General features: G+C 73.1%; 13 protein-coding genes. 5 read left to right on the forward strand and 8 right to left on the reverse strand.

Features of this window, described 5'->3' with window-relative positions; genetic code table 11:
* Positions 1–16 precede the first annotated feature (16 nt).
* The gene (locus ABD143_RS20640; protein ID WP_343980747.1) at positions 17–940 is read left to right on the forward strand and encodes a nucleoside hydrolase; all 924 of its coding nucleotides are present in this window, start codon (positions 17–19) and stop codon (positions 938–940) included.
* Between the two features lie 135 nt (positions 941–1075).
* Here ABD143_RS20640 and ABD143_RS20645 read toward each other — a convergent pair whose 3' ends face one another.
* The 8 genes from ABD143_RS20645 to ABD143_RS20680 all read right to left on the reverse strand — a co-directional run bounded on the left by ABD143_RS20645 (position 1076) and on the right by ABD143_RS20680 (position 8656).
* On the reverse strand, positions 1076–1888 hold the full coding sequence (locus ABD143_RS20645) for a class I SAM-dependent methyltransferase (protein WP_343980750.1): 813 nt from the start codon (positions 1886–1888) through the stop codon (positions 1076–1078).
* 252 nt (positions 1889–2140) lie between these two features.
* A complete protein-coding gene (locus tag ABD143_RS20650; protein WP_343980753.1) occupies positions 2141–3388 on the reverse strand; it encodes a PIN-like domain-containing protein in 1248 nt (415 codons plus the stop codon).
* Positions 3385–4098 carry a response regulator transcription factor gene (locus ABD143_RS20655; protein WP_343980756.1) on the reverse strand — a complete coding sequence of 238 codons (714 nt, stop codon included), beginning with the start codon at positions 4096–4098 and terminating at the stop codon, positions 3385–3387. Before ABD143_RS20655 ends, ABD143_RS20650 begins: the two co-directional genes overlap by 4 nt.
* Positions 4099–4186: 88 nt before the next feature.
* A complete protein-coding gene (locus ABD143_RS20660; RefSeq protein WP_343981090.1) occupies positions 4187–4822 on the reverse strand; it encodes a response regulator in 636 nt (211 codons plus the stop codon).
* 17 nt (positions 4823–4839) lie between these two features.
* A complete protein-coding gene (gene macS / locus ABD143_RS20665; protein ID WP_343980760.1) occupies positions 4840–5988 on the reverse strand; it encodes a MacS family sensor histidine kinase in 1149 nt (382 codons plus the stop codon).
* A 43-nt stretch (positions 5989–6031) separates the two neighbouring features.
* Complete coding sequence (locus tag ABD143_RS20670; protein ID WP_343980763.1) at positions 6032–6988, reverse strand: class I SAM-dependent methyltransferase; 957 nt, start codon at positions 6986–6988, stop codon at positions 6032–6034.
* 11 nt (positions 6989–6999) lie between these two features.
* Positions 7000–7779, reverse strand: coding sequence for an enoyl-CoA hydratase/isomerase family protein (locus tag ABD143_RS20675; RefSeq protein WP_343980766.1), 780 nt, complete (start codon positions 7777–7779; stop codon positions 7000–7002).
* A gap of 112 nt (positions 7780–7891) precedes the next feature.
* Positions 7892–8656, reverse strand: a complete 765-nt coding sequence (locus ABD143_RS20680; protein ID WP_343980769.1) for an ABC transporter ATP-binding protein — start codon at positions 8654–8656, stop codon at positions 7892–7894.
* 107 nt (positions 8657–8763) lie between these two features.
* On the opposite strand from ABD143_RS20680, the gene glgX reads away from it, so the two are divergent.
* The 4 genes from glgX (at position 8764) to ABD143_RS20700 (ending at position 13398) form a co-directional block, all read left to right on the forward strand.
* Positions 8764–10770 carry a glycogen debranching protein GlgX gene (glgX, locus tag ABD143_RS20685; protein ID WP_343980772.1) on the forward strand — a complete coding sequence of 669 codons (2007 nt, stop codon included), beginning with the start codon at positions 8764–8766 and terminating at the stop codon, positions 10768–10770.
* 58 nt (positions 10771–10828) lie between these two features.
* Entirely contained in the window at positions 10829–11458 is a 630-nt protein-coding gene (locus ABD143_RS20690) for a TetR/AcrR family transcriptional regulator (RefSeq protein WP_343980775.1), read from the forward strand.
* Between the two features lie 86 nt (positions 11459–11544).
* Positions 11545–13134: an FAD-dependent monooxygenase gene (locus ABD143_RS20695; protein WP_343980778.1), complete on the forward strand. Its 1590-nt coding sequence runs from the start codon at positions 11545–11547 to the stop codon at positions 13132–13134.
* A gap of 42 nt (positions 13135–13176) precedes the next feature.
* Positions 13177–13398, forward strand: coding sequence for an FmdB family zinc ribbon protein (locus ABD143_RS20700; protein ID WP_343980781.1), 222 nt, complete (start codon positions 13177–13179; stop codon positions 13396–13398).
* Positions 13399–13401: the final 3 nt, after the last annotated feature.

Raw genomic sequence — 13401 nt, forward strand, 5'->3', positions numbered from 1 at the left:
GACAATCGTCCGACGTGTGGCCCCGCTGATCGTGGACACCGACCCCGGCGTCGACGACGCCGTCGCGATAATGCTCGCGCTGGCGTCCCCCGAGGTGGAACTGCTCGCGGTCACCACCGTGTTCGGGAACGTCCCGCTCGCCAAGACCACCACGAACGCCGGTCGGCTCCTCGCGCTGTGCGACCGGTCCGACGTGCCGCTGGGCGTCGGCGCGGCCCGCCCCCTGGTGCACCAGCAGCGGGAACGCGCGGAGACGTGGCACGGCGGCGACGGGCTCGGCGGGCGGGCGGCCGAACTGCCGGCGCCTGGAGCAGACCCGGACCCGCGGGGCGCGGTAGAGCTGATGGCGGCGGCGCTGCGGGCGTCGGTGGAACCCGTGACGATCGCGCCGATCGGGCCGCTCACGAACGTCGCACTGCTGCTCGCCGTGCACCCGGAACTGGCGCCGCGGATCGAGCGGATCGTCTGGATGGGTGGCGCGCTCGGCGGTGGCAACAGCACGACCATCGCGGAGTTCAACGCCTACAGCGACCCGGAGGCCGCGCACCGCGTGCTCACGCAGGCGGACGTGCCGGTGACGATGGTGCCGCTCGACCTCACCATGCGCTGCCCGGCAGGCCCCGACTGGCTGGACGCGCTGGCCGACGGCGGCCCGCGCTGCGCGGAGCTGGCGCAGGTGATGGCCCACTACCGCGCCGCCTACCGCACCCGCCACGGGCGGGACGCCGTGGCCGTGCACGACGCGGTCGCGGTGCTGGAGGCGATCGTGCCGGGCACGCTGAAGACCACAGCCATGCCGCTCCAGGTGGCCTGCGACCTCGGGCCCGCCCGTGGGGCCACGGTGGCGGTGCAGGGCGAGAGCGCACCCGTTCACGTCGCGCTGGACGCCGACCACGGCGCCGTGCTCGGCGAGATCCTGGAGCGCCTGCGCCGCCTCTGACCGATTCGTCTCGTACTGTCTCTGCGACTCGTCGGCCTCGGTGTCCGAGGGAGTTCCGGGGTGTGCTCTTACGCGGCGAGGTGGGGGAGCGGTTTTCGGCGCGGTCTTCGGTCCGGGTCGCCTCCACCTCTGGGCTCACTCGGCGCGCTGTCCGAGACGGAGGACGCTCAGGTAGCGACGTGATGCTCGGTCGTCCATCCGCGTGCGGATGCGCTCGGCGATTGCGTCGAGCAGGGGCCCACGGACGTCGTGGTCGAGCCTCCGGTACAGCGACGTCGTTCGAAGGAGATCGGCAAAGCCGTCCCCGTTGAACCACTGAACGGTCGGGTACCAGCGCACGATCGTTGGGCCGAACAAGCCGCCGGGATCGTCGACCAGTCCCCAACCCTCGTCGGTTGTGCGCACGTCGTCCTCGAGTGGCGGATGACCCCAGTCGGGGTTCTCGGGGAAAAACCGCTCATGAAGATCGGCGGTCTCGGCGTATACTTCCGGCTCGCCAGGCCGACGGACAACAACGTTGCCGAGCAACGCAACCCATCCTTCGGTATAGAGCACGTCGTGTGCACGCTGCCAGCCAATCGACGGGTCGACCCAGTGCCACGCCGACGCAGCCACGAGGACATCGAAGCGCCGACCGCGGTCGTCCCAATCCTCGAACGTCGACGTCTCGACGTCGACGTTGCGGAAGTTGGCGGTTCGTTGGCGAGCGAGTGCGACCATTCCCGCGCCCGGCTCGACGGCGGTCACTGAGCACCCGAGCGCTGCCAGCGAGCGCGTGGCCTGGCCGGTACCGCACCCCACCTCAAGCACCGACGCCTTCTCGTCCATGCGGGTAATGGTGACGAGGTCCGCGAACAGCTCGTCGGGGTATCTCGGTCGGACCCGGTCGTAGAGCTCTGGCACTTCGTTGAACACTCGACCGAGGTCACGTCGATCCGGGCCTGCCATCGCACCATCCCGCCGAAACTGTCGCCGACGTACCGATCCTGGAAAAGCCTACTGTTTCAAACAGCAGCTCCTCGACGGCGCCGTGCCGGGTTCTTCTGCCTGCTCCGACAGGTCAGGAATCGGCTAACGGACACCGGTCCCGCAGATCTTCCCCCATGGCACAGACGCGGCGATCGGGAACGGCGAGGTCCGGTTCCGCGAACGCGACTCTCGCCCGAGACGTTCGCCGAGCAGAGCCGCTGCCGCTGACGGTCAGACAAGTTCGGGCGCGAGGAGCGTGGCGATCTCCGCCGCCGTGCGGAGCGCAACCACCGGCACACCCGCGTGCTCGACGACGAGCGCCGGTGCCACGTCCGGGGCGACCAGGCCCGCGTCCTGCAACTCACGGGTGACGCGGGCCACCGGCGTCGCGAACGCCCGCAGCGCCGTCTCGTCGGGCGGGAGGAGCCCGTCGACCTCGTCGCGCTCGACTCGGCCCCCGTTCGCCGCAGCCGCGCGGATCAGCGCCGCCTGCTCCGGGCTCTCGGCGTCCAGGCGCTCGAACAGGGCCGTGACACCCGCGGCCGTCCAGACCGAACCGGCCGCCGTGGCGGCGACCTGTTCCGCGTCGGCCACCGACTCCCTGCGCACCTGTACCGCGAGCGCCGCTGCCCGGCGCAGCAGGTCGGCGGGCCGCATCATGAACAGCCGCCCGCCCGCCTCCGCGGCGAACTCCGCCACCAGCTCCACCCGAGGCCCGATCAGGTCGGGGCCGTAGCGCCACCACCAGTCGGCCTTCTGGTCCGCCGTGACGATGAGCAGGTCCGTGCCGCGGGACCGGGCCTCCTCGACGGCTTGGCGCCAGACGAGGTAGTCGCCGGTCGGTCCCTCAGGCAGGGTCGATCCGGCCTTGTCGGCGTCGCGGTAGCCGGGCGGCTGCCGGCGGGCGATCCGGGCGATCCCGTCCGCCACGGCCGCCTCCCAGTCGGCCGGCTCGTCGGCCCGCCCGACCCTGCCGTCGAGGAGAGTCTCCAGGGCGCGGAGCACGGGCTCGTCCATGGCCGCGCGGGTGAGGTCGAGCTCGGCCGGCGCGTGGGCCTGGAGCGCCCCGGCCAGCTCGGCGTGCAGCTTCTGGATGCTCTCGACCAGACCCTCGCGCTCGGCCGCGGCGACCACAGTGGATCTGGCCCAGCGCCGGACCGTCTCGACGCTCGCGTTGCGCTGCTCGGCGAGCGCCGCCACCGCCTGCTCCGCGGCGGTGCTCCGGCCCGCGATCACACTCAGCCGGTTGCGCCAGAACTCGCGCATGACCTGGTGGGGCACCCACAACCGGTCGCCGAGCCCGCCCGCGACGCCGAGCAGGTCGTCGCGGGTGCTGTCGTTGTAGCGGTACAGATTGAGCAGCACGTTCGTGTCGAGGACGACCAGCGCGGAGCGGAGCGCGTCGTCGAGCTGCGCGTCGGAGGGCACCCGGAACCCGGGGAAGTCGTCGAAGATGCCGCCGCCGGGCCCTCCCCTCACGCGAGGCCCTGCTCGATCGCGTAGCGCACCAGCGCCGCGCGACTGTGCAGGCGCAGCTTGCGCAGCACGTTCTGCACGTGGTTCTCCACCGTGCGCGGGGAGAGCACGAGCCGCGACGCGATCTGCCTCGCGGTGAGGCCCTCGACGACGAGCAGCAGCACGTCGGCCTCCCGGTCGGTGAGCTGCCGGGCGCTGCCCCGTCCGTCGGGCCGGCTGCCGAACGCCTCCAGCACGACGTCGGCGAGCCCAGGGCTGAACACCGCCTCCCCGCGGGCCGTGCGCCACACCGCGACGGCCAGCTCAGCGGGGGTCGCGGGGGCCACCAGGTGGCTCGTGGCGCCGGCCCGCACCGCGGCGAGCACGGCGTTGTGGTCGGCCGAGGCGGTGAGGGTGAGCACGGGAGTGGGGCGCACCGCCGTGACGACGGACGCGACCGCGGCGAGCCCGTCCGGGCAGCCGTCCAGCTCCACCACGACGACCGCGGGCGCCGCCGCGGTGACGAACCCGAGCGCGCCTGGAGCGGCGACCACGCCGAGCAGCTCGACGCCGGCGCGGGCCAGCGCCACCGCCGTGTGCGGCGCCGCGCCTGCGGCCGTAGCGGCCGTGACGAGCACCGCGGTGACCGGCGCTGCGTTCGCGTGCTCGTTCATCGCCCTCCCCGGCTGCGCGCTCCCCCGCTGCTCCAGCCGGCCCCGATGCCGGGTGATCATGCGCGGGATCCTCCCAAGGAGGGACGCCCTGCGGACGCTTTTCCGAATCGTCCACCCGTTCGGCGCATGACTGATCACCGACAGTGACTCAGTCGTCGGCCAGGCCTCGCTCGATGGCGTAACGGATGAGCTGCGCGCGGTTGTGGAGCTGCAGTTTCCGTAGCGTGTTCTGCACGTGCGACTCGACCGTGCGGTGCGAGACCGTCAGCCGCTCCCCGATCTGCCGGGCCGTGAGTCCTTTCGCGACCAGCCGGAGCACCTCCGTCTCCCGGTCCGTGAGCGCGGGCGCGGCAGAGTCAGGGCCGTCCGGCGTGCCGGCCAGGCGCCGGTACTCGCCCAGCACCAGGCCGGCGAGGCCGGGGGTGAACACCGGGAATCCGTCTGCGGTGCGCTGCACCGCGGCGAGCAGCTCTTCGACGCTCGCAGACTTCACGAGGTAGCCCGTCGCACCGGCCTTCACCGCGTCCAGGACGTCGGCGTGCTCGCCACTGGCCGAGAGCACGAGCACCCGGGTCTCGGGCAGCACGGCGAGGATGCCCTCGATGGCCTGCACACCCGATCCGGAGCCGAGGTTCAGGTCCATCAGCACAACCTGCGGCCGCACCGCGCGGGCTATCCGCACCGCGGCGTCGGCGTCCGGAGCGGTGGCGACGACCTGCAGCCCCCGCTCGGTGAGATCGCGGGCCACCCCCTCCCGCCAGATCGGGTGGTCGTCGACGACCATCACCGTGATCACGTCGCTCACCTCGCCCCCACCCGCGGCACGCGCACGATCCACTCCGTCCCCCGGCCCAGGCCGGTATCGCAGGCGAGCGTGCCGCCCAGGTCGAGCACCCGCCCGCGCATCGACCGCTCCACCCCGAGCCGCCCCTCCGCCACAGCCGCCGCGAGCCGCCCGTCGGGAATGCCGGGGCCCTCGTCGCGCACGCTGATCTCCACGCCGTCGCCCAGATCCTCCAGCAGCACCCAGGCGCACGCGTCCGGGCCCACGTGCACGGCCACGTTCGCCAGCGCCGCCCCGACCACCGCCACCAGCTCGTCGACGGCGTGGGCGGTCAGCTCCACGGGGTGCGCCGGAGTCGAGACGGTGGTCCTCGCCGTGCCGAGCATCCGCAGCGCGGCGGCGAGGTCGCGGTGCCCGTTGCCGTCGACCGGGGCCGGGCCGGTGGTCAGCAGGGTGCGTAGCGCGATCTCCTGCTCCCCGGCGAGCGAACCCAGCTCCCCGGCAGGCCCGCCCACCTCCGCCCCGCGCCGCCGCACGAACCCGAGCACCTGCAGCACCCCGTCGTGCACGGCACGCGCGAGCCGTTCCCGCTCCGCCATCGCCGCCTCCGACGCGATCGCGCGGCGCAGCCGCTCGGCGGAGTGACGCAGCACGGTGGCGGCGTAGCCGATCGTCAGCCCGGCGAGCACCAGCAGCTGGATGTCGGCGACCTCGGCGCGCCAGTCGGCCTGGAACAGCACAAGCGCAGTCGATACGGCGACCGCCCCGGCCAGCCCGCCACGGACGCCGTAGGCGAGGGCGCACGCGAGCACCGCACCCGGCGTCCAGATCGAGCCCATCACCGGCGCGTCCCCCGCCAGCTGCGCGGGCGTCTGCACCAGCGGGGTGGTGGCCATCAGCGCGACCGTGACCCCGAGGTCGACGATCGCGACGCGCCCCTTCAGGTCCCGCTCACCGGGCAGGCCCACGACGTAGGCGTAGCCGGTCAGCGCGGTCCACACCGCCATCACCACGAGCCCCGCGACCACGCCCGCGGGTGCGGCGTACTCGTCGAGGGCGGCCAGCGCGACGGCCGCCGCGCTCACGAGCGTCAGAACGCGGTAGACGAGCAGCCCGCGCCAGAGGGGTTCGAGCGGGCGCTCGACGTCGGTGGCCGATGTGGTCACAGGGGCATCCTCGCCGACGGGAGCGCCGTCGAGATCGGTAGTACTACCGAGCCCTCGTCCCGGTCACCAGCGCGTTGTAGTACCACGCCCGCGGCACCACCCGGGAGAGCACGTTCTGGTCGAGCCAGGACAGCCGCTGCCACGAGCGGTAGGCGAACATCGCCCAGCCCATCCCGAGCTTCCCCGGCGGCACCGCCGCCTCGAACGTCCGCACCGGCCAACCCAGCATCGCGGCCGTGAACTCCTCGGTGACGACCCGCGCGTCGAGCGCCCCGGCCCGCCGCGCGGTGTCCTCGAGCGCGGCCGGGTCGAAGACGTGGACGTCGACGACCGCCTCCAGCGCCGCGGCCCGCGACGACTCGTCCAGCTCCTCCTGCGGCCGCCGCCAGCCCTGGAGCGGGGGCAGCCGCGTGATGGTTGTGGCCGCCTTCCACGTCAGCGCGCCGAGGCGGCGGGCATAGAAGTCGCCGATCTTCGTCGGCTCGCCCGCGAACACGAACCGCCCGCCGGGCCTGAGCACCCGCAGCACCTCGCGCAGCGCCAGCTCGACGTCCGGGATGTGGTGCAGCACCGCATGCCCGACGACGAGGTCGAACGTGGCGTCCTCGTACGGGATGCGCTCGGCGTCGGCGACCCGCCCGTCGACGTCCAGGCCGAGGCGCTCGGCGTTGCGCAGCGCGGCCCGCACCATGCCGGGCGACAGGTCCGTCACCGACCCGCGCTCGGCCACCCCGGCCTGCATGAGGTTGAGCAGGAAGAACCCGGTGCCGCAGCCCAGCTCCAGCGCCCGCCCGTACGGCCACCCGGCCTCGCCCGCCGCGTGGCGGAAGCGGTCGGCGGCGTAGCTGATGCAGCGCTCGTCGTAGGAGATGGACCACTTGTCGTCGTAGCTGCCCGCCTCCCAGTCGTGGTAGAGCACGTTGGCAAGCTTGCGGTCGTGCCGCGCCGCCTCGACCTGCTCGGCGGTGGCGTGCGGGTTGGGCGCCGGGTCCGTACTCATGGGTAGGGAGGCTAGCGGCCGGAGAACTGCGCCTTGCCCGGCCCGTTCGCCACGAACGACTCCATCCCGGTCCGCCGGTCGTCGGTGGCGAAGAGCGCGGCGAACAGGTCGGCCTCGATGTCGAGCCCGGTGCGGAGGTCGACGTCGAGGCCGCCGTCGATGGCCTTCTTGGCCGCGGCGAGCGCCACCGCGGGGCCGTCGACGAACTGCTCGGCCCAGCGCCGCGCCGTGGCGTAGACGTCGTCGGCCGGGACGACCTCGTCCACCAGCCCGATCGCCAGTGCCTCGGCGGCGGTGACCATCCGGCCGGTGAAGATCAGGTCCTTCGCCCGCGACGGGCCGATCAGCCGCGCCATGCGCTGGGTACCGCCGCCGCCGGGGATGATCCCGAGCAGGATCTCGGGCTGACCGAGTTTGGCGTTGTCGCCGCACACCCGGCGGTCACAGCCGAGCGCCACCTCCATGCCGCCGCCCAGGGCGTAGCCGGTGATCGCTGCGACCGTCGGCTTCGGCACCTCCGACAGCGCGCCGAAGCACGCCGAGAGCCTGCGCGCGACGGGCGCCATGTCGGCGTAGGACAGCCCGACCATCTCCTTGATGTCGGCGCCGGCGGCGAACACCTTCTCCCCGCCGTACACGACGACCGCACGCACGTCGGCGCGCCGGGCCGCCTCCTCCGCGCAGGCCTTGAGCTCCTCCTGCACCTGCCGGTTGAAAGCGTTCATCGGTGGCCGACCCAGCCGGATGGTACCGACACCGCCGTCGACCTCGAGCCTCACGAACTCAGTCACGAGACGACCCTAGATCAAGCAGCGCCTCCAGCCCGGGTTCCGCAAAGCCACATTCATCGCATCAGGAACGCTCGGGACCTGAACGAGCCTTTCCTGAACCTTGCGAGGGGGCCTACTTGAGCCACGCCGTGTAGCGGCCACGCCGGCGTTGGACGCCCAGGGGGATGCCGAAGGTCGCGCTCAGGTTCCCCTCGGTCAGCACGTCTTCCAGCAGCCCGGCGGCCACCACCCTGCCCTCGCGCAGCAGCAGGCCGTGGCTGTAGCCGACCGGGATCTCCTCGACGTGGTGGGTGACGAGCACCGACGCGGGGGCGTCCGGGTCGGCGGCCAGCGCAGTGAGCCGCCCGACGAGGTCCTCACGGCCGCCCAGGTCGAGCCCGGCGGCGGGTTCGTCGAGCAGGAGCAGCTCGGGGTCGGTCATCAGGGCCCGCGCGATGAGGGTGCGCTTCCGCTCGCCCTCCGACAACGTGCCGTACTCGCGCGCCGCGAGCCCCGAGACGCCCAGCGCGTCGAGCAGGTGGTCGGCGCGGTCGGTGTCGGTCGAGTCGTAGCGCTCCCGCCACCGGCCGAGCACCCCGTACCCCGCGCTCACGACCACGTCGCGCACCGTCTCGTCGTTCGGCACCCGCATGCCCAGGTTCGCCGACGTGAGCCCGATCCGCGTGCGCAGCTCGAACACGTTGACCCGGCCCAGTCGCTCGCCGAGCACGTGCACGGAGCCGGCGGTCGGGTGCAGCTCCGCGGCAGCCATCCGTAGCAGCGTGGTCTTGCCCGCCCCGTTGGGGCCGAGGACGACCCACCGTTCGTCCAGCTCGACGGCCCAGTCCACGTCGTGCACAAGTGTCGTCTTGCCACGACGTACCGACACGCGGTCCATCCGGACGACCAGATCGGAAAGATCGGCCTGATCAGGTCGGCTACGCGCGGTGAGGAAGGACTCAGAGTGTGATTCGGGCGCTGCCACGGGCTCTATCCTCGCCGATCGTGCTGGTCTTCCCACTGGGTGCCCACGCCGATGACGCCGGGGCCCGCTTCGCTGTGGCATCCACCAGCGCGGACGCGATCGAAGTGTGCCTGGTGGACGGTCCGGACGGGGCCCTGTCGGAGCGGCGCGTGGCACTCACGGAGCGCACCTTCGGCGTCTGGCACGGGTACGTCGACGGGGTGCGGCCCGGGCAGCGCTACGGGTACCGCGTGCACGGCCCGTACCGACCGTTGGACGGGGTGCGTGCCAACCCGGCGAAGATCCTCGTCGACCCGTATGCCCGGAGGATCACCGGCCGGATCACGAACCTGCAAGCGGCCCGCGGCTGGGTCGACGACCCGATGACGGGCACCCTCAACACGATCGACTCGCTCGGCCACGTGCCCCTCTCGGTGGTCACCGGGCCCGACCCGGTGGCGCCGCTCATCCGCCCGGATGTGCCGTGGTCGGAGACGGTGATCGCCGAGCTGCACGTCCGGGGTTACACGAAGCAGCACCCCGACGTGCCGCCCCTGCACCGCGGCACCTACCTCGGGCTCGCGCACCCAGCCGTCGTCCAGCACCTGTGCCGGCTCGGCGTCACCGCGGTGGAGCTGATGCCGGTGTGCGCGATCGCGGACGAACCGCCGCTGGTGGAAGGCGGGCGCACCAACTACTGGGGCTACGCCACGCTGGGCTTCCTCGCCCCGCACGCGGGCTACGCGAGTGTGCCCGGCGCGGAGGTCGAGGAGTTCCGCACGATGGTCGCGGCCCTGCACGCGGCCGGCATCGAGGTGATCCTCGACTTCGTGCCGAACCACACCGCCGAGGGTGGCGTCGGTGGCACCACGCTCTCCTACCGCGGTCTCGACGCCCCGGCGTACTACTCGCTCGGCGGTAACGGCCACGACGCCGACATCACCGGCACCGGCAACACCCTCGACTCCGGGTCACCCACGGTGATCCGGCTGGTGTGCGACGCGATGCGGCACTGGGTCACGTCCTACGGCGTGGACGGCTTCCGCATCGACCTCGCGAGCGTGCTGGGCAGGCCGCGGTCCGGCACGTTCGACCCGAACGCCCCGCTGCTCACGGCCATCGCGGTCGATCCTGTGCTGTCGCGCACCAAGCTCATCGCCGAGCCGTGGGATGCCACCGGCGAGGGCTACCGCGTCGGCGGGTTCGGCGTCGCCTGGTCGGAGTGGAACGGCCGGTACCGCGATGCCGTCCGCGACTTCTGGCGCGGCCACGGCAGCATCGGCGAGGTCGCCTCCCGGCTGACCGGCAGCTCCGACCTCTACAAGCTGTCCGGCCGCAGGCCGTGGGCGTCGGTCAACTTCGTCACCGCGCACGACGGATTCACGCTGCGCGACCTCGTCTCCTACGAGCGCAAGCACAACGAGGCCAACGGTGAGCGCAACCGCGACGGCACCGACGACAACCGCTCGCAGAACTTCGGGGTCGAGGGTGAGACGACCTCACCGGTGATCGCCGAGCGCAGGCTCGCCGCGGCCAGGGCGATGCTCGGCACGCTCCTGCTGTCCACCGGCACGCCGATGCTGCTCGGCGGCGACGAGCTGTGGCGCACCCAGGGCGGCAACAACAACGCCTACTGCCTCGACGACCCCACGTCGTGGGTGGCGTGGCCGGACGACACCGCTGCTGCCTCGCTCACCGCGTTCGTCGGGCGGGTCACGGAGATCCGGCGCAGCTCGCCCGCCCTTCACCGGGACCGGTTCTACCGCGACGGCGAGGTGCTGTGGTGGCACCCGTCGGGGCGGCGGCTGGGCGGCCACGACTGGCACGACGGCAACCTGCACAGCCTGGGCCTGCTGCGCGGCGAGTGGCTGCTGCTCCTGCACGCAGGCGGGGACGCGATCCCGGCCACACTGCCGGCAGGCGGCCCGTACACACCGGAGCTGGACAGCACGAGACCCGGCGGTGTGCCGGTGAGCGACCGGGCGGTCCCGGGGGGCACGACGATCACCCTGCCGCCCCGGTCGCTCCTCCTGCTCCGGCAACCCTGAGAGTTTTGCCAGAAAGGCAAAGTTGCCGGACAGGCAAATATCGGCGTACGCTGGTGGTGTGACCAGGGGCACCGACGGGCTGCGCGAGCGCAAGAAGCGCGCCACCCGCATCGCGCTGAGCTGGGCGGCCATCCGGCTGGCCGTCGAGCACGGCGTGGACGGCGTGCGTGTGGAGGACATCGCCGAGTCGGCCGGGGTGTCGCTGCGCACCTTCCGCAACTACTTCTCGAGCAAGGCCGAGGCGATCGCCGCCCGGCACGCCGACCGCGCCATGCTGATCGCCGAGGAACTGCGCGCGCGGCCGGCCGACGAGCCGCTCTGGACAGCCATCACCGCCGCGGTTCTGGCCCGCTTCGCCGTCGACCTCGACGGGGCAGGCGAACGGGGCACCAGCACCGAGCCCGACCAACAATGGATCGCCGGGGTACGCCTCATGGTCAGCGACCCCGCGCTGCAGGGTGAGCTGCAGAAGGCGAACGCCGCCGCGCAGGCCGCGCTGGCCGAGGCGATCGCCGAACGCACCGCTACCGGACCGAACGAGATCGGTCCGCAGCTCGTCGCCGCGGCGGTCGGCGCCGCCCTCACGGTGGCGACCGACCAGTGGATGCGGACCGACCCACCGACCTCACTCGCCGCGCTGCTGCGCGAGGTGCTGCAGCGGCTCGAATCCGGCCTGCCCATTCCCTGACCGCAGAACCCACACCAAATGCTCAGCACCCCGGGCGACCCGCTCCCGGGCCGGTCCGCCATGCCCGTCCCACGAGGAGATCCGTCATGCCCGCTGACCTGCCCACCGACGTCGTCATCGCCGGGGCCGGCCCGAACGGGCTCATGCTCGCCTGCGAGCTGGGCCTGGCCGGCGTCCGTCCGGTTGTGCTCGAACGACTGCCCGCGCCGGGCACCGAGCCCCGCGCGAACGGCCTGGTCGGCCAGGTGGTGCGGATGCTCGACCGCCGCGGCCTCTACGAGCGGCTCAGCGGCTCGACCCATCCGCCGCAGCCGACCTCGCAGTTCCCCTTCGGGGCCATGAGGCTCGACCTGACCGTGCTGGCCGGCAACCCGCTGTACACCCTGCCCGTCCCGCAGGCTCGCGTCGTCGAGGTGCTCGTGGAGCGCGCGAACGAGTTGGGCGTCGAGATCCGGTGGGGCCACGAGCTCACCGGGCTGAACCAGGACGGCGACGCCGTCACGGTCGGCGTCACCGGCCCGGACGGCTCGTACGAGCTTCGCGCTCGATACCTGGTCGGCGCCGACGGCGGGCACAGCCCGACGCGCAAGCTCGCAGGCATCGGCTTCCCCGGCGTCACGACCGACCAGACGGTCTCGCGGACCGCGCATGCCACCGTGCCGGCCGAATGGGTCGACCCGGCCACCGGTGCGCTGGACGTGCCGGGCCACGGAACCATCCCGCCGTTCATGCACCACCGCACCGACAGCGGCCTCTTCGTGTTCGCCCCGTTCCCCGGCCGCACGCCCATGGTCACCACCGTCGAGTTCGACCGACTCGGCAGCGACCGCCCGATGACCCTGGGCGAGATGCGGGAGAGCGTCCGGCGGGTCCTCGGGGCCGAGGTGCCGCTCGGCCCGCCTGACGACGAGGGACCGCACGTGCTGCGCCGTCTGGAGGGCGGCAACAGCCGCGTGGCCGACCGGTTCCGGGACGGCCGGGTGCTGCTGGTCGGCGACGCCGCCCACGTGCACTCGGCGATCGGCGGGCCGGGCCTGAACCTAGGCCTGCAGGACGCGGTCAACCTCGGCTGGAAGCTCGCCGCGGAGGTCGGTGGGGACGCCCCGGCCGGACTCCTCGACACGTACGAGGCGGAGCGGCGGCCGGCCAGCCGCCGGGTCCTCATGCACACCCAGGCGCAGTCCGCGCTCATCGCGCCGGGCAGCGAGGTCACCGCCCTGCGGGAGCTGTTCACCGAGCTTCTCGCCGACCCGCAGACCGTCGCACACATCGCGGGCCTGATGTCGGGCGCCGACATCCGCTACGACATGGGGGCCGCGGCCACGCACCCGCTGGTCGGGCGGTGGGCACCCGACATGCTGCTGGACGTGGACGGGCGCGGCTCCGTCCGGCTGGTGGAGCTGACCCGCACCGCGCGGCCGCTGCTGCTGGACCTCACCGACGGAGCGTCCGTGGCGGCGGCAACGGCTCGCTGGACAGGTGACTGGGCCGGCCGGCTCGACGTCGTCACGGCCCGCCCGCAGCCTTCGGGCGTCCCGGCGACCGCCTTGCTCCTGCGCCCGGACTGCTATGTCGCGTGGGCGTCGGCCGCGCCGCGTCCCGACACGGCGGAGCTGACCGCGCTGGCGGACGGGGTGGGCCGGTGGTTCGGCGGCCGCCTTCGGACGGTGGCCTGACCGAGGGCCTCGGCCCGAGCCCGCGCGGGGTACCGTGCCACCGTGCCCCGATACGACTTCCGCTGCCGCGAGTGCGGCTCGACGTTCGAGGTCAGCCGCCCGATGAGCGAGGCGAGCGACCCGGCCGCCTGCCCTGCGGGCCACGGCGACACGGTCAAGCTGCTCACCACGGTGGCCGTCGGGGGGCGGGCGTCGGGCTCCGCAGCGCCCGTCCCGGCGGGCGGCGGCGGGTGCTGCGGAGGCGGCTGCTGCGGCGGCGGCTGACCT

It is taken from the genome of Pseudonocardia aurantiaca, assembly GCF_039526725.1.
GTDB lineage: Bacteria > Actinomycetota > Actinomycetes > Mycobacteriales > Pseudonocardiaceae > Pseudonocardia > Pseudonocardia aurantiaca.

Excerpts from the sequence above, each read along its gene's own strand:
- ABD143_RS20660 (WP_343981090.1), bottom strand. The coding sequence starts at position 4,822 with ATGGTCGTCGACGACCACCCGATCTGGCGGGAGGGGGTGGCCCGCGAT.
- ABD143_RS20670 (WP_343980763.1), bottom strand. The coding sequence starts at position 6,988 with ATGAGTACGGACCCGGCGCCCAACCCGCACGCCACCGCCGAGCAGGTC.
- ABD143_RS20695 (WP_343980778.1), top strand. The coding sequence starts at position 11,545 with ATGCCCGCTGACCTGCCCACCGACGTCGTCATCGCCGGGGCCGGCCCG.
- ABD143_RS20680 (WP_343980769.1), bottom strand. The coding sequence starts at position 8,656 with ATGGACCGCGTGTCGGTACGTCGTGGCAAGACGACACTTGTGCACGAC.
- ABD143_RS20645 (WP_343980750.1), bottom strand. The coding sequence starts at position 1,888 with ATGGCAGGCCCGGATCGACGTGACCTCGGTCGAGTGTTCAACGAAGTG.
- ABD143_RS20655 (WP_343980756.1), bottom strand. The coding sequence starts at position 4,098 with ATGATCACCCGGCATCGGGGCCGGCTGGAGCAGCGGGGGAGCGCGCAG.